Here is a 16033-nt window from a genome sequence, read left to right on the forward strand (position 1 = left end):
TTTCTTTTTTATACAAGCAAGGAAAAAAGTGCACGGCAAACAAAGCGGAGGGAAGATCCGCTTAAAAAGATGTTCATGTGAAACGAATTATGCTACTCTGTAGACGAAGCTAACCACTGATTTGTAGCGTATTTTGCGCGTATTCTGCTGCCCTGGGCGAACGGGTCGAATCGGCAAAATGTTTTTGCGAATCAGCGCTTCAACATCAGGCGGGGGTTCATCGTCCCTTGAGCGCAGGAAGTGTCTACACACGTGAACGGCAACCGTGAAGTTAACTTGATAGGGGTGCCGTTTCTCCATTTGGGAAATGACGACGTGCGAGGTCATCATTTCAGCGAAATTGTACAGGATCATTCTTGCGAATATCTCCTGGGATGGACTCTCGTTTCTTTGCATGAAAATTCGTCAGACCGACAGTGTACTTTAATGCCCGGAATGAGGTTTCAATGCCCCATCGCATGTTATACATAGACATGATTTCACCCGGTGGGAAATTCGTGGCGGTAAGATTCGTAATGACGGTCTCAAAAGCGCCACTCGGCAGGACGAAACGAACCACCCGAAAGGAAATCGGGTAAAACAAGTTCTCGTGCAAATCCAAAAAATCAAAGGTTGACGTGGAAGGGACGAACTTGTACATCTCTGGATGAGCCTTGACCGCTTTGGTTTGTTTTTTGGTGAGTGTCAGATGAACGTCCCGATCAAACTCTCCGCTAGAGGGCAAACGCAAGCCCGAAAGAATACCATTGGAATCCAAATCCTTTACCCGTATGACATAGTTCCACCCTTTGCGTTCAAGATGCGTGAAATTGTTGTAACTTTCATAACCTCTATCGGCAATCACAATGGTTTTGCCCTTGATTGGAGAACGGTGAACCATAGCAGCCAGCGCCCTTCCCTCGTTGCATAACCTTCGTGGCTGAACAATGGCATCCACGTACAGTCTGTTGCACAAGTCATAGGCAGCGTTCAAATGCAGAAGGTTATAGCCTTTCGTGTTCGGTTGACTTTGAAAATAGGTGTCCGTGTCCGCAGAGTCAGTTGCGATATGCAAATCCGAACCGTCAACGGCAAGTAGCCGATACCCTCGGTAGTCCTTGATATCCGTAACCGATTGCGTAAATGCGTGAAACAAGAATTCCACAGCAGACGGCAGCACTTTATTCCTCTGTTGGACAAAAGCGGAAGTGGTTGCGGTGTTTACGTCATAGCCTTGTGATTCCAAAAGTTCCTTATATATGCTGTTGCCCCCCATGGAGATCAGGAGTTGCATCACCGTTTCAAAGGGCAGCTTTTTCTTTCGGGTAAAATCTTTTTCAGGGTTTTTGACATAAGGAGCTGGTGCGGCTGCCATTTCTCGTATGAGGGATGTCAGCGTTTTTTTTAGCGAATTCGCATACTCATTCATGGACGTGGCCTCCTCGTGTTTCAAGGGTCTTCGCCACACATATCCATCTACCTGTTAAGTCTTGATTTTCTTTCAAAAAAAGAGCGGGCTATCTTTTCGATAACCTGCTCTTGTGCTTGATTATGGTTTCCACGCCTTATCTTAATGACATTACCCGTTGGCCCGGCATTTTTTTGCTTGGCTAGTGTGTTCCGTTGCGGATGGAATCCACCTGTCTGTTCACCCGCTTGCGCAATAGATTCAGCAGCATCCTTGTGAGAGGACTCTTCGTATTGTTGTACTTGGCAAAGAACTCATCCGGATGATCGTAATATCCCAAATCTTCGGTAATGGAAAAGCTCTGAATATACGTGCTGTCCCCGCGCCAGCAGAGGTTGATCTGTTCCCTGTTCTTGACGGCTACCCCGTACCCGATATACCCTCCATTCGAGCTGCACAGCTTATCCTTGACCCGGCTCAGATACGGATCGTCGATAATGACCCCCTCAAGAGCCAGCCACTTGTTACCGTAATACACTTCGGTCCAGGCATGAACGATTTTTTGCGGCGCGAAAAAGTAAACCAGTCCGGTCAACGCGCCTTTTTGCATGCGCTTATCGATATAGAACCCGTGAATGCGGCACGGAATGCCGACTTTACGCAGGAGGGCCATGAGCAGAATGCTTTTCGTATTGCATTGCCCGCGGCCGTCCCGCAGCACTTCGGAAGCGGGAATATCGTCGCTCCGGTTGTAGCCGAATGGGATCTCGTTGCGCACGAACTCATAGATTTCTCGAATCTTGTCGTAGTCGGAGAGTTGGCCCCATTGGCGTTCTTCCACCAGCTCGTGTATGGAAGGATGGTTATAATCGACGAGGTCCGTCGCCTGCAAATATGGAATGCGCTCCATGATCATCACCCTTTCTAGCTTAGACTATAAGGGAGATGCAGGGAATTGACTTTCATATATCTGCTATTCTGCACGATGGCGCGCGGAGGCATGCCAAGCTTGTCCCGCACCGTGCGGGTAAAATGAGACGAACTGCTGAATCCCGCCTCCAGGGCCGCATCCGTCATCGTATGGCCGCTAAAAATATAGTGAAAGGCCGTCTCCATTTTTTGAAGAAGAATGTAGCTGGATAAGGAGATGCCAACCTCTTCCTTGAAAAGATGAGACAGCCGGCTTTCCGATAAATAGACGCGTTCACTGAGCCGCTTGACGGTCAAGCGATGCAAGGGGGACTGCTCGATGCACCTTAGCGCGTCCAGAATCCGATCATCCAGCGCATGTTCGATTCCGGAAGCTTGCAGCCCCAGCGCTTCCCTGGTCCGGTCGAACGCCTTCATATATGCTTCGGGACAAGCAGCCGTGAGCAAGCAATCCGTGGCGATATGCCGCAATTGATTCACCGTATGCGCATCGAGAACATAAGCGTCGTTCCTGTGCAAAAAGGCGCGCTTCAGCATTTCGCCGAACAGCGATTCCGGATTGACCAGCAGATACCACTGCCACTCTTCGCCGCCATGCAGCTTATGTCTTGTATTCGAGGGAAGAATTACCCCGGAGACGCGCATGGGTCGATTGGCGATCGTAACATCAAAATCATGTTCAAGCCCAATGGTTACTTGAATATAGTGATGAATATGATCATGGGCATCCACCTTTTTGGTCAAAAAAGAAATATGATCCTCGCACGAGAACAGGATTAAGCCATATGGAGTCCGTATCATGGGAATGTTATGCCTCCCGTTCTATATCAATTGACCCGCTGCCCGTTGTCCTCCTCATCGTATGCCATGGCATCCCGCAATGGCAAGCGGAACCGGGGGCTGCACCGCAATTGGCGCATGACGAAGGGCTATCCAGCCCGGAACGAGGCGATTTCATCACAAAACATAGTTAATTGATAGGAATTGTACGAAAAAAATATTGTATCCCCCCAAGAACCGTGATATCATCGGAACAATCATCGGTCTCATAAGATCGCAGCAAATGATATTTCACTTTGAGGGGGTTGTGCGCGATGAAGAGAAGAACAGTAACATTCCTGTTGCTTGCCCTTGCAGCCATGATGCTGGCGGCTTGCGGCAGCCAGAGCGAGGGCGCGAAGCCAGAGTCCGGACAAGGAGCGGCCGCCTCGGCGGAAGCGGACGGCTTGCTGGAAGAGATCAAGGCGAGCGGGAAGCTGCGCATCGGCACCGAGGGGACGTACCCGCCATTCACGTTCCATGACGATAGCGGCAAGCTGACCGGGTTCGACGTCGAGATTGCCGAAGAGGTGGCGAAGCGGTTAGGGGTGACGCCGGAATTCACCGAAGCGAAGTGGGACGGAATGTTCGCCGGGCTGGACGCGGAGCGGTTCGATATCGTCGTGAACCAGGTGGCCATCAACGATGATCGGAAACAGAAATATGACTTTTCCGAGCCGTACAGCGTGTCGAAAGCCGTGCTGATCGTGCATGAAGATAATCAGGAGGTGAAGGCTTTCGCGGATCTTCAAGGCAAAAAAGCCGGCCAATCGCTCACCTCCAACTTGACGGAGCTGGCGCGAGAAAACGGCGCGGACATTGTGCAGACCGATGGCTTCAACCAGGCGATCGAATTGCTTGTATCGAAGCGCATTGATGTCACGGTGAACGACGGCCTATCCTTCCTCGATTTCAAAAAGCACCGTCCAGACGCCAAGGTGAAGGTCGTGGCGGAGCATGCGAATGCGTCCCGCAGCGGCATCCTGCTGCGCAAAGGCAATCCGGAACTGGCCGACGCGGTGAATAAGGCCTTGGCGGACATGCAGGCCGACGGCACGTATTTGAACATTTCCCAAAAATATTTTAATGCCGACATTTCGAAATAACCGGGTGGTTGCTCATGGATAAAAATATACAGCTATTTATCGATTCGTTATGGCCATTGCTCAAATCGGGGCTGTTGTTCGCGATTCCGCTGACACTGATCTCGTTCGCGCTTGGTCTGGCGCTTGCATTATTGACGGCTTTGGCCCGCTTATCGAATATCCGGCCGCTCGTGTGGGCCGCCCGCTTCTATGTCTGGATCATTCGGGGGACGCCGCTGCTCGTGCAATTGTTTATTATTTTCTACGGCCTGCCCAGCATGGGGATTACGATCGGCGCCTTCCCGGCCGCGGTGATCGGGTTCTCGCTGAGCGTTGGCGCCTACAACTCGGAAGTGCTGCGGGCCGCCATCCAATCGATCCCGCAGGGACAATGGGAAGCGGCGGAATCGCTCAGCATGACGCGCAGCCAGATTTTGCGCCGGATTATTCTGCCGCAAGCGGCCAGGGTGTCGGTGCCTCCGCTGTCGAATTCATTCATCAGCCTGGTGAAGGATACATCGCTGGCCGCGACCATTACGGTGACGGAGATGTTCCAGAGCGCCCAGCAGATCGCCGCGGCCACCTACGAGCATATGCTCATCTATTGCGAAGTGGCGCTCCTTTATTTATTGTTCAGCACGATTTTGTCCGCCCTGCAGGCGAAGGCGGAAAAATATTTTGAACGCTACGCCGTTCGATAGGAGCGTGTACATGATAGACATAAGAGATGTGCGCAAACATATCGGAGATATGCCGATCTTGAAAGGGATTCGTCTGCATGTGAAAAAAGGGGAGACGGTGGTCATCATCGGCCCTTCGGGCTCCGGCAAGTCGACGCTGCTGCCTGCTTGAATTTGCTGGAGCAGCCGACGAGCGGCTCGGTCCGCATTGGCGACGCCGAGCTCCATTTCCGGGAGGGGGCAGGGCTGGAGCGGGCGGCGCTGAAGAAGCTGCGCCTGCATACCGGGATGGTGTTCCAGGCGCATCATTTGTTCCCGCATATGACCGCGCTGCACAATGTGATGGAGGGTCCGTTGACGGTACGGCGGCGGGCGCAAGCGGAAGCGCGCGCTCTCGCGCTCCAACTGCTGGAGAAGGCCGGCTTGGCCGGCAAGGCGGAGGCGTATCCGTACCAGTTGTCGGGCGGGCAGCAGCAGCGTGTCGGCATCGCGAGGGCATTGGCGTTAGAACCGGATGTGATGCTGTTCGATGAGCCCACATCGGCGCTTGATCCCGAGATCGCGGGCGAAGTGCTGGACGTGATGGCCGAGCTGAAGCAGGAAGGGATGACGATGGTCATCGTCACCCATGAGATGCAGTTCGCGCGCACCATGGCGGACCGGGTTATTTTCCTGGATCAAGGGGTTGTCATCGAGGAAGGCCCGCCAGATCAACTGTTCGACCGGCCAGCCCAGGAGCGGACGCGGCAATTTCTCCATCGTCTCCATTGGATGAAGGATGTCCCGGCCGCAGCTTCCCAAGCGATATGAAGGGCGATCCTCTACGACTCCAAATCGTCCCATATATCCTCTCTCGTCAACTCGCGGTGCATCCAGCGCAGACGCTCGTTCACTTCTCCCCATGCGCCGGCCTGCGCCGCGCGCAGCGTATTGTCCACTTTATCCCAGCGGAACGGCCGGATGATGTTGTACAACACATTGACGACGTCCCGTTCCGCCTGGGACAGCGGATACTGCTTGGCATAGCCCTCGTAAAAATGCTTGAAGCGCCGCTCCATAAAGGCGGATGTCTCCCGGTCGAGCCCCTCTTCCCGATAGCATTCGAAGCAGAGGAAGATGCCCTCCTGCATCATATAGCTAACGAACTTGTCATGGCCGGCCAGATTGTAATCGATGATGCCGGCCAGGCGCTGATCGTCATCGATTAGCAGATTGTTCAGCGACAAGTCCCCCTGTACTCCGCCCGCCGGGAGCGCAGGGAAGGCCGCTTCCAGCTCCTTGCGCTTCCGGTTGTAGACATCCCATATTTCTTCAATAAGAGCATAATCGGCTTCCGAATACTTGAGTGTTTCATACCATTGCCGGGCGTCGCTGTAGTTCTCCTCCTCCGGATCAAGCAGCACATAGGGACTGTTCCAGTCATACTCAATCCGTTCTTGAAGCGCGATCGTATGCATTTTCCCCATACAGCTCCCCAATTGTCCCAGAAAGCCGGCGCTCATATCTTCCATATCCAGCTCCCGATCATCCATGGTCGGATAGGGCATATACTCTTCCGCCCACACATGGAACGGAATGTCTTCCACGCTTATGGCTGCGCTATAGCTGCCGTTGTCCGCGGGATAGAAGCGCGGCGTGAGAATGCCGCCTTCCCGGTACGCCTGCGCCAGCCTTGCCCAGCCGTCAATTTTGTCGCCGCTGGTATGCGAATCGCTATAGCATTTGAAGACAAGACGCCCATGCTTCGCGGTCTCCACGATGGCAATATACCGGTATTCGTCCTCGTAGCTATTATCGATGATGGTATAGGACAGGATTGAATCCCGGACATAGGATTGCAAAATATGTTCAATATGCTGCTTCGTTATCATTTAGGCGTAGTCACGCTCCATTTCACCAATTGTCGGCTCATTGTTGACGGGTGGCCCGTCTTCCTGATCATATGCCGCCGTATCCCGGAAGGGCAAGCGCCAAAAAGCGAAGACGGTTGTCAAACTCGAAAAAATCTGCAAGGCTATAAATAATTTCAATTATTTCACTACCCAATGGAAAGGGCTTGGTGTACAATGTTAGGAAAATATATCCTTCACATAAAATTCAAAAATGAGAGAGGGGAATTATGTGGTAAAAAAGAAGTGGTTTTCATTCATGCTGCTGGTGGTGCTTATGGGAACGCTGGTCTCAGCGTGCAGTGGTTCACCTTCATCGACGAATCCGCCCAAGGGAGAACCAACATCGTCCGACACAGCCAAGACGGAACCGGCAAATGAAAATACGGAGCAGACGCCGAAGGATGGAGGAACGTTCACGATGAGCAGCTTCTCCGATATCGTTACGGTGAATCCGCTATTTCACAGTGACACCGCTTCAGGGGATGCGGCCAACGTGATATTTGCCAGCCTGTACGATCTTGACCGTCAAGCGAATGTCATTGTAGAGCCATGGTCCCTCGCCGCCGAGCCTCCTCAGATTAGCGAAGATTCGAAGACCTATACCATCAAATTAAAGCCGGAAGCGAAATGGAGCGACGGCCAGCCGATTACGGCGGATGATCTTATCTACACGATTAATACGATGCGCAACCCGGATACCGGCTCCCCAGGCATCAGTCAATTCGAACATGTCGAGACCATCACCCAAATCGATACCCACACCGTAGAAATCAAGCTAAAGCAAGTATATGCCCCATTCCTCTACTCTCTTAGACTCTCACTTGTACCGCAACACATTCTAAAGGACGTTCCTATCAAGGAATTGAAGCAGCATCCTTATGGCTCTGATCCGGCCCAGACCGTGACGAACGGTCCGTGGAAATGGACCGAATGGAAGCAGAAGCAGTATTTGAGCTTCGAAGCCGACCCGAATTACTGGGGAGCAAAGAAACCACACATCGCTAAAGTCATCTACAAAATTTACGCGGACCAAAACACAGAAGTTCAAGCACTCATCAAAGGCGATATCGACTCTATCTCGGCGATTCCGGTCACACAGCTTGCGGCTGTGCAAGCCCGCGATAATCTCCGCGTCGTGCTAGCGCCAGGGCCGATGTATGAATACCTTGGCTTCAACTTCAACGGGATGAACTTCCCTAACAACGAGAGCTTCTTCACCGGCCAGAAGACGAGACAGGCGATCGCGCATGCGCTCAACCGTCAAGGCATGGTCGACAACATCCTAAAGGGCACCGGCCAATTGATGAATTCGCCATTCCTGCCGGGCTCCTGGGCAGACCCGGGAGAAGCTGCGGCCGTCTATAACTACGATCTGGAGCAAGCGAAGAAGCTGTTGGCGGAAGACGGATGGACAGCGGGCGGCGATGGCATTTTGACCAAGAACGGGCAGCGCTTCTCCTTCGAGCTTCAATACAATACAGGCAACAGCCGCCGCGAACAAGTTGCCAATGTCATCCAGCAGAACTTGAAGGACGTCGGGATTGAAGTCCAGCCAAGAGGAATCGACTTCTCCGCATGGCAAGAACAGAACATTGAACCGGGCAAATTCCAGGCCATCCTGGCAGCATGGTCCTTGACCGATCCGGATCCGAACCAGGAAAGCATCTTATCTTCGAAATTCTTCCCGCCGAACCAAAACGGGGGCTGGTACAAGAACGAGAAGCTGGATGAACTGTGGGTAAAAGGGTACTCCGTCGTCGATCAGAACGAACGGAAGAAAGTATACGAAGAGGTTGGCAAAGAAATCACTACGGATCTCCCTTATGTATTCTTATACCAATACGGCACGCCTCAAGGTTTGGGCCCGAAGGTAAAATTCGCCGACGAAGACAGGCCGGAACCGGGGCTTGCTTACGGATATATGTACCGCATGATCAACTGGTGGATAGAGTAACGTAACTAGCGCATCCGAATTTGTCTGAGGAGGGGAGGGGGGGGCTTGCCCCCTCTTCTTTATAGGTTGCTCATTTTTCGGCACGCACTTTATGGTCTAGGAGGATGATTCATGTCGGAGTTTCTAATCCGCCGGATACTGCAATCCCTATTGGTGCTGTTTCTTATCTCTATCGTTACCTTTGGACTCATCCATTCGGCGCCGGGCGGCCCGACGCAAATTTTTCTGTCGCCGGGCTTGTCTCAGGAGGCCGGGAGGATTCAAGCGCAGAATCTTGGGCTCGATAAGCCGATCCATATCCAATACATGAAGTGGGTTGGCGGCTTGCTGCAGGGCGACTTGGGCCATACGTTCAAGAACAATTTGCCGGTTGGCGAGATCCTGTGGCCTACGGTGAAAAATACGGTCATTCTGATGAGCGCGGCCTGGCTGTTTGCGATGCTGATCGCGATACCGTGGGGCATTTATAACAGCACCTCCGAATATGGGCTCTCGGATCAGACCGCATCCCTGATTTCGTATATCGGATTCGCGATGCCTACCTTTTGGTTCGGGATTATTTTGCAGGAATTATTCGCGTTGAAATTGGATCTGCTGCCCTTATCCGATATGTATACGATGGGGAAGGAAGGGGATCTCGGAGATCTCTTCCTGCATCTTGTGCTGCCGGTATCGGTGCTCACCCTCGGCTTCCTTGCTTCTTATGTAAAGTATTCGCGCTCCAGCATGCTGGAAGTTCTGGAGCAGGACTTCATCCGGACGGCGAGAGCCAAGGGAATGAAGGAGAGAAGAGTGATTTTCCGCCATGCGCTGCGCAATGCCATGATACCGATTATTACGATCCTTGGCCTGGATCTGCCGATCCTTGTCGGAGGGGCCGCGATTACCGAAAGCGTATTCAATTGGCCGGGCATGGGACGGTTGTTCGTCGAGATGGCCTTGGCCCGGGAATACTCGGTATTGATGGCCATCACCTTGATTACCGCGGTCATTGTTGTGTTAGGGAACTTGATAGCGGACATCCTGTATGCCGTCGTGGATCCGCGCGTGCAGCTGGGACGTAAAGGGGGCGCGTCAGCATGAGCGGGACCAATCTGCAGGGGCTTCAGCCGGAACAGGGACCCGATGCCGAACTCAAGCCGCATCTGCCGGCACCTGAGTCGCAAGATAAGCCTGTCGGCTTGTGGAGGATGGCGTGGAAGAAGTTCATGAGCAACCCGTTTGCGGTGGGCGGCTTCATTGTTCTCTGTTTTTTTATCATTATCGCGCTCTTCGCCCGCTTTATCGCTCCATACGATCCGGCCGCGATCGATTTTTTGAATGTCAACTTGCCTGCGGGGAGCCCTGGCCATCTGTTCGGAACCGACGAACTGGGGCGCGATATTCTGTCGCGGCTCGTATACAGCAGTCAAGTCTCGATGCTGGTCGGCTTCTCCGTCGCTCTGATCTCGGTCATTATCGGAAGCGCGATCGGATCGATTTCCGGCTATTTTGGCGGCTGGATCGACACCTTTTTCATGCGCCTGGTCGATGTAATGAACTCGATACCGACCTTGTTTTTGAACATCCTGGTGCTGTCCATATTCGGCTCCAAGTTTAGCTATATGATTCTCATTTTAGGGGCTACCAGTTGGATGGGCTTGGCCCGGCTGGTCAGGGGGAACTTCCTCCAGTTGAGAGAGATGCAGTACGTCGAAGCCGCGAAGGCGATTGGCGTATCCAGCTGGGGCATCATCGGCCGGCATTTGCTGCGCAATTCAACCGCTCCGATCATTGTCAACGCTACATTGATGGTGGGGACTGCCATTCTTGTCGAGTCCGCCTTGTCCTATCTTGGATTAGGCGTTCAGGCTCCGGATACAAGCTGGGGATTGATGCTCAGCAACGCCCAGCAGTTCATGCTGGTCGATCCGCTGCAGGCGCTGTATCCGGGGCTGTGCATCTTTATTGTCGTGCTGGCGGTGAACTTCATCGGAGACGGTATTCGGGATGCGTTCGACCCGCGCAAGAAAGTGAAAATTCCACGGAGGAGGCTGCGGAAATGGCAGGAAAACTTCTTGAAGTCCAAAATCTGACGGCAGGCTTTGTAACGGAGCAAGGCATCGCCAAAGCGACCGACCGGATTTCACTTAGCGTGGAGAAGGGCAAGACCCTCTGTATTGTAGGCGAATCCGGCAGCGGCAAGAGCGTGGCGTCACTTTCCATTATGCGGTTGATTGATTATGCGGGGGGCGCTCTCTTTGAAGGCAGCATCAGCTTCACTGGCGAAGAACTGACATCGAAGGCCCAGAAAGAGATGATCCGAATCCGCGGCAATCGGATCGCGATGATCTTTCAAGATCCGATGTCGGCGCTGAACCCCGTATTCACGATCGGGGATCAGATCGCCGAGAGCCTGCAGCTTCATCAGGAGATAAGCCGCGCCGAGGCCTGGAAGCAAGCGGTCGCTATGCTTCGCATGGTCGGCATTCCCGATCCCGAGATCCGGGCCAAGCAATATCCGCATGAGATGTCAGGCGGGATGCGGCAGCGGGTCGTGATCGCCATGGCTCTCGTGTGCAAGCCCGAGCTGCTCATTGCCGATGAGCCGACGACCGCGCTGGATGTTACCGTTCAGGCCCAGATCCTTGATCTGCTGCGGCGGTTGCAGGGCGAGCTGGGGATGGCGATCGTGCTCATTACGCATGATATGGGCGTCGCTGCGGAGATGGCGGACCGGGTCGCTGTCATGTATGCCGGCAAGATCGTCGAGGAAGGCAGCGTTGAGGAAATCTTCGATCATCCTTCCCATCCGTATACGGTCGGGCTGTTACGGTCGATTCCGGGCTTGGAGGGGGCGAGAGGCGAGGCATTATATACGATTCCGGGGACGATTCCGAGCATTCATCAACTGCCTGGGGGATGCCGCTTCCACCCGCGGTGCGCGAAGGCGGAGGCGAAGTGCCGGCATAGCGAGCCTTCCCTAAGGGAATTCCGGCCGGAGCATCAAGCGGCTTGCTGGATATATGAATCCGGATGGACGGCAGGCGCAGATGACGGAAAGTCTGAGGTGAACCGATCATGACAAGAGAACCGCTTATCGATATTCGCCACCTGAAAAAGTATTTCCCGATCAAGACCGGGCTTTTCAATCGGGTCGCCGGCCACGTGAAGGCGGTAGACGATGTTACGTTCCGCGTTTATAAGGGGGAAACGTTCGGATTGGTTGGCGAATCGGGCTGCGGCAAATCGACGCTGGGCCGCGCGATTCTCCAATTGCAGAAGCCGAGCGGCGGCGAGGTGTATTTTGACGGCAAGCCGGTGCAGCAGATGAAGTCGCAGCAGCTCCGGCGGCTGCGGCAGGAGATGCAGATCATCTTTCAAGACCCGTTCGGCTCCTTGAACCCGCGCTTTCATATCCGGGATATTATCGGAGAGCCGCTGCGTGTTCATCAGAAGGCATCGGCCAAGGAGATCGACAAGCGTGTCGTTGAATTGATGGAATTGGTCGGCCTCGATGCTTCCAGACGCAACCGGTATCCGCATGAATTCTCCGGCGGACAGCGCCAGCGGATCGGCATCGCCAGAGCGATCGCGCTCCATCCGCGCTTCATCGTGGCGGATGAAGCCGTCTCGGCGCTCGATGTGTCGGTTCAGTCGCAGGTGCTGAACCTGTTAATGAAGCTGCAGCAGGAGCTAGGCCTGACGTTCCTCTTTATCGCGCATGGCCTGAATGTGGTGCGGCACATCTCTGATCGCGTCGGGGTGATGTATTTGGGCAAGCTGGTCGAGGTGGCCCGCACGGAGGAGCTGTTCGCCAATCCGATGCATCCCTATACGGCAGCGCTGCTCTCCGCCATCCCAAGGCCGACGCCGCACCGGAAGGCAGAGCGAATCGTGCTGCAGGGGGATGTGCCGTCGCCGGCCAATCCGCCATCCGGCTGCCGCTTCCACCCGCGCTGCCCTTACGCGCAGGCCAAGTGCCGGGATATACCGCCTGATCTACAGGAGGTCACGCCCGGCCGGCAGGTGGCCTGTCATTTCCCGCTCGATTATGCGCAGTCGGCTGTGATGGTATAGAGGAGCGGTTATCGTCTAGGCCGACACCTGCCGTTTGAGCGCGAATGCTTCTTTTTTGCCGCAAGCGAATCCCGATTTCCTTGCGGCGGGAAAGAGGCATTATTTCGTTCGTGTCTCAGGCAGCGCTCTCCATATGAACAGGGCGGCGAGACACCAGAACAGCAGCGTGACGGCGCCGGATTCTCCGGCAATATATGTCCAGCCGCTCTGCTTGTGATAGAACAGGACCTCAAGCCAATAGCGGCTGTGGTTGATAACGGTATGAATCAGGACGGCGGGCCATATACTGCCGCTTGCGAAGCGAACCCATCCCATGACGATCGACAGGGGGAAAATCATGGCCGTAAACAGCGCAATCGTGATGAGCGGCATGCCATCGTCATTATACCCGTTCAAGTAGAACGGATAATGGAATACGGCCCAGACGGCGGCCGTGATTAGAATCGCTTTTCTCACGCCCAGCGCTTCGGTCAGCTTCGGCTGCAAATAACCGCGCCAGCCGATCTCCTCGCCGAAGGCGAACAGCAGCGTCATCACAATAAACAGGTTCGGTTTGAACAGGTTCAGGGTCACGAGCTGAATGTAGGCCGAGACCGTCATTCCGCCCCCTAGCTCCTGCACCGCCGGCAAAGACACATAGCCAACCGCCCAGGCGGCGGCGAAGCCTGCGGCCACAGGCAGTCCGGCGAGCAGGACGACGATGTACCAGCGCGGCTTCCCGAACCGTGTGATGCCTGTTCTCCGCAGCGTGTCCTTCCGCCCGGGCCGGAGCAGCAGCAGGAGCAGCACGGCAAGCAGCGGCGCCGCTTGACTGATGCCGATCAGCTCCATCCTGCCGCTTAGGTTGGCGGCGAGTGTCAGGCCGAGCACGAGAGCGATGTATAGTCCGGTTTCCTTTTTCCATGGTGAACGATCCGTTGCTGTTGAACTTCCGATCAAAATCATCCTTCCCTTCCTGGCTAGTCGCGCTCAGTGTACACCGCAATTCTCAAGATTTTATAAAGAAGCGCGGATTTGCCCGATGGAAGAAGGTTGGATTACACTGAATAGCGGAGATCATGGGGCGGAGGAGATGGAAGGATGTCGATGTCGAGTGCGACCATATTGCTCGTCGATGACGAAGAGGAGATGACCGTGTTCGTGCAGGATGCGCTGGAGGATGCGGGCTATACGGTGATGGCGGCATATAGCGCGAAGCAGGCAGAGCGGATGATTCGGAAGCAGACGCCGGACTTGATCGTGCTGGACGTCATGATGCCGGGAACAGACGGGTTCCAATTTTGCAAGCAGGTGCGGGATGCGGTATCGTGTCCGATCGTCTTCGTCAGCGCAAGAGTGAGCGAGGCGGATCGGATCTATGGCTTGGCGGCAGGAGGCGATGATTATCTTGTGAAGCCGTTCAGCTTGCGGGAGCTGATGGCGCGCATTGAAGCGCATCTTCGCCGGGAACGCCGCAGTTCGCAGCGCAAGGAGCGCGGATTGCTGACGTACGGCCCTTTTACCGTCAATATCGGGGGGCATGAGCTGAGCTGCCATGGGAAGGCGCTGGCGCTCACGAGCCGGGAGTTCGCTATCGTGGAGCTGCTTGCGATGCATCCGGGCCAAGTGTTCGCGCGCGAGCATATCTATGAGCAGGTATGGGGACTGGACGCGGTCGGCGATGATGCGACGGTGACCGAGCATGTGAAAAATATCCGCGCTAAAATGATGGCGGCCGAACCTGGCTACCGCTGGATCGAAACGGTATGGGGCATCGGGTACAAGTGGAAGGATAGCCGATGAAGATCTATCCGTTCAAGCGCCAGTTTATCGTTTATTTCTGTTGGGTGATCGGATTCAGCCTGCTTGCAACCGCGCTTGTATGGGGCGGGTTCCTGTGGATGTTGAACCAGGGGAAGCTGGACTGGCTTCGGCCCGCCAATCATTATGAGAAAAAGGTCCCATCGATTCGGAGGATGGTGGAGGAGGAAGGGGAGCGTCTGCTGCAACAGCAGGGCGCGGCGGCCCTTGAGCGGCTTATCGATAGGAACGGCATGTCCTATGCCGTCGTGGATCGCCATGGCCGTTACCTCTATGGCACGCTGACCGATCCGCAGATTGACGGGCGCCGGGAGCTGATTCGGCTGCTTAACTCGACCAGCACGCAGAAGCTCGGGCAGGTGCATACGGTCATGCCGATTATCGATAAGGCAGGGGGAGTCGAGGGCGCCGTTATTGTCGCGTATATCTTGAAGGCGGGCGTCTCGCCGGATGCGAAAAATTCATTCGCGGCCGTTATCATCCTGATGGTGCTGGTCATGCCCTTCATCATCGTTATTCTGTTCACCTGGCTGTTCGGGAGAAGATTCGGGCGCAAGCTGAACCAGCCGATCCAAGCGCTGATTGAGGGGACGAGGAGGGTGCAGAGACGTGATCTGGACTTCAGCTTCTCGTATGAAGGCGCCTCCGAGATCACGCAGCTGATGAAGGCCTTCGACGAGATGCGCCGGGAGCTGTCCTTGTCCCTGCAGCGCGAATGGAGGCTCGAGCAGGAGCGGCGGGACATGGTGGCGGCACTGGCGCATGATCTGCGCACGCCGCTCGCGATCGTGCAGGGGCATGTCGAAGGATTGCTGGAAGGCGGGATGAAGAACCCGGAGCGGTTAGAGCGCTACTTGTGGACCATCGATAAAAATACGAAGCGAGCGGCTCGCCTCGTGCAAGACATGAACAGGGTAGCGGAGATGGAAGTGCCTCAGTTCCGGCTGAATCTCCACGAGGTGAATGTGCGCGTATTCGTGGAAGAGAAGGCTTCCGACATCGAGCGGTTATGCGAGGAACGGAACATTGAATTCCGCTGCAGTCTGACAGGGAAGGAAGCCGACCATCAGCGCGCGATGCTGGATGCGGATAAGGTATCAGAGCTGCTGGACAATGTAGTGTCCAACAGCTTGCGTTATACGCCGCCGGGCGGGACGATTGTCTGGGAGACGGAATGCGCGCAAGACAAGGTTATGCTGACGGTAACGGATACCGGCCCCGGATTCCCGCCCGATATGATGAAGGCGGTATTTGACAAGTTCGTGCAGGGGGATGCGGCGCGCTCGCGCAATAAAGGCCATGCCGGACTCGGCCTGTATATGGCCAAGCTGATCGCCGAGAAGCATGGGGGCCGTATCTATGCCTCCAATCGGCCGGAAGGAGGCGCTTGCGTGACGGTAACGCTGCCTCGGGCGGGATAAGAGGAG

15 protein-coding genes and 1 pseudogene are annotated in these 16033 nt (G+C 54.8%); 10 read left to right on the forward strand and 6 right to left on the reverse strand.

The window, feature by feature from the left end:
* Window positions 1–87: 87 nt before the first annotated feature.
* The 4 genes from FLT43_RS29750 to FLT43_RS20380 all read right to left on the reverse strand — a co-directional run bounded on the left by FLT43_RS29750 (window position 88) and on the right by FLT43_RS20380 (window position 3118).
* Window positions 88–354 carry a hypothetical protein gene (locus tag FLT43_RS29750; protein ID WP_220182429.1) on the reverse strand — a complete coding sequence of 89 codons (267 nt, stop codon included), beginning with the start codon at window positions 352–354 and terminating at the stop codon, window positions 88–90.
* Entirely contained in the window at window positions 332–1408 is a 1077-nt protein-coding gene (locus FLT43_RS20370) for an IS4 family transposase (RefSeq protein ID WP_220182428.1), read from the reverse strand. Before FLT43_RS20370 ends, FLT43_RS29750 begins: the two co-directional genes overlap by 23 nt.
* Before the next feature lie 181 nt (window positions 1409–1589).
* On the reverse strand, window positions 1590–2297 hold the full coding sequence (locus FLT43_RS20375) for a transglutaminase-like domain-containing protein (protein WP_087442817.1): 708 nt from the start codon (window positions 2295–2297) through the stop codon (window positions 1590–1592).
* Window positions 2298–2311: 14 nt separating this feature from the next.
* Window positions 2312–3118, reverse strand: coding sequence for a helix-turn-helix domain-containing protein (locus FLT43_RS20380; protein ID WP_087442816.1), 807 nt, complete (start codon window positions 3116–3118; stop codon window positions 2312–2314).
* Between the two features lie 293 nt (window positions 3119–3411).
* On the opposite strand from FLT43_RS20380, the gene FLT43_RS20385 reads away from it, so the two are divergent.
* The 3 genes and pseudogenes from FLT43_RS20385 to FLT43_RS20395 all read left to right on the forward strand — a co-directional run bounded on the left by FLT43_RS20385 (window position 3412) and on the right by FLT43_RS20395 (window position 5711).
* A complete protein-coding gene (locus tag FLT43_RS20385) occupies window positions 3412–4242 on the forward strand; it encodes an amino acid ABC transporter substrate-binding protein (protein ID WP_087442815.1) in 831 nt (276 codons plus the stop codon).
* A gap of 14 nt (window positions 4243–4256) precedes the next feature.
* Window positions 4257–4922 carry an amino acid ABC transporter permease gene (locus FLT43_RS20390; RefSeq protein ID WP_087442814.1) on the forward strand — a complete coding sequence of 222 codons (666 nt, stop codon included), beginning with the start codon at window positions 4257–4259 and terminating at the stop codon, window positions 4920–4922.
* Window positions 4923–4932: 10 nt separating this feature from the next.
* Window positions 4933–5711: pseudogene (locus tag FLT43_RS20395) on the forward strand (amino acid ABC transporter ATP-binding protein).
* An 11-nt stretch (window positions 5712–5722) separates the two neighbouring features.
* Here FLT43_RS20395 and FLT43_RS20400 read toward each other — a convergent pair.
* Window positions 5723–6772, reverse strand: coding sequence for a phosphotransferase enzyme family protein (locus FLT43_RS20400; RefSeq protein WP_087442813.1), 1050 nt, complete (start codon window positions 6770–6772; stop codon window positions 5723–5725).
* Window positions 6773–7049: 277 nt separating this feature from the next.
* Here FLT43_RS20400 and FLT43_RS20405 point away from each other — a divergent pair, with 277 nt between their 5' ends.
* From FLT43_RS20405 to FLT43_RS20425, 5 genes are all read left to right on the forward strand, one after another.
* On the forward strand, window positions 7050–8747 hold the full coding sequence (locus FLT43_RS20405; RefSeq protein WP_087442812.1) for an ABC transporter substrate-binding protein: 1698 nt from the start codon (window positions 7050–7052) through the stop codon (window positions 8745–8747).
* 111 nt (window positions 8748–8858) lie between these two features.
* Complete coding sequence (locus FLT43_RS20410; RefSeq protein WP_087442811.1) at window positions 8859–9830, forward strand: ABC transporter permease; 972 nt, start codon at window positions 8859–8861, stop codon at window positions 9828–9830.
* On the forward strand, window positions 9827–10822 hold the full coding sequence (locus FLT43_RS20415; RefSeq protein ID WP_115057738.1) for an ABC transporter permease: 996 nt from the start codon (window positions 9827–9829) through the stop codon (window positions 10820–10822). Before FLT43_RS20410 ends, FLT43_RS20415 begins: the two co-directional genes overlap by 4 nt.
* Complete coding sequence (locus tag FLT43_RS20420) at window positions 10789–11811, forward strand: ABC transporter ATP-binding protein (RefSeq protein ID WP_087442810.1); 1023 nt, start codon at window positions 10789–10791, stop codon at window positions 11809–11811. The genes FLT43_RS20415 and FLT43_RS20420 overlap by 34 nt, the downstream gene beginning before the upstream one ends.
* Entirely contained in the window at window positions 11808–12806 is a 999-nt protein-coding gene (locus FLT43_RS20425) for an ABC transporter ATP-binding protein (RefSeq protein ID WP_087442809.1), read from the forward strand. The genes FLT43_RS20420 and FLT43_RS20425 overlap by 4 nt, the downstream gene beginning before the upstream one ends.
* 99 nt (window positions 12807–12905) lie before the next feature.
* On the opposite strand, the gene FLT43_RS20430 is transcribed toward FLT43_RS20425, so the two are convergent.
* Complete coding sequence (locus FLT43_RS20430; RefSeq protein ID WP_087442808.1) at window positions 12906–13751, reverse strand: CPBP family intramembrane glutamic endopeptidase; 846 nt, start codon at window positions 13749–13751, stop codon at window positions 12906–12908.
* Window positions 13752–13886: 135 nt separating this feature from the next.
* Between FLT43_RS20430 and FLT43_RS20435 the strand changes: the two genes are divergently transcribed.
* Together FLT43_RS20435 and FLT43_RS20440 are read left to right on the forward strand one after the other, a co-directional pair.
* Window positions 13887–14588 carry a response regulator transcription factor gene (locus FLT43_RS20435; protein WP_087442807.1) on the forward strand — a complete coding sequence of 234 codons (702 nt, stop codon included), beginning with the start codon at window positions 13887–13889 and terminating at the stop codon, window positions 14586–14588.
* Window positions 14585–16027, forward strand: a complete 1443-nt coding sequence (locus FLT43_RS20440) for a sensor histidine kinase (RefSeq protein ID WP_087442806.1) — start codon at window positions 14585–14587, stop codon at window positions 16025–16027. The genes FLT43_RS20435 and FLT43_RS20440 overlap by 4 nt, the downstream gene beginning before the upstream one ends.
* The last annotated feature ends 6 nt before the right edge of the window (window positions 16028–16033 follow it).

Source organism: Paenibacillus thiaminolyticus (genome assembly GCF_007066085.1).
Lineage (GTDB): Bacteria > Bacillota > Bacilli > Paenibacillales > Paenibacillaceae > Paenibacillus_B > Paenibacillus_B thiaminolyticus.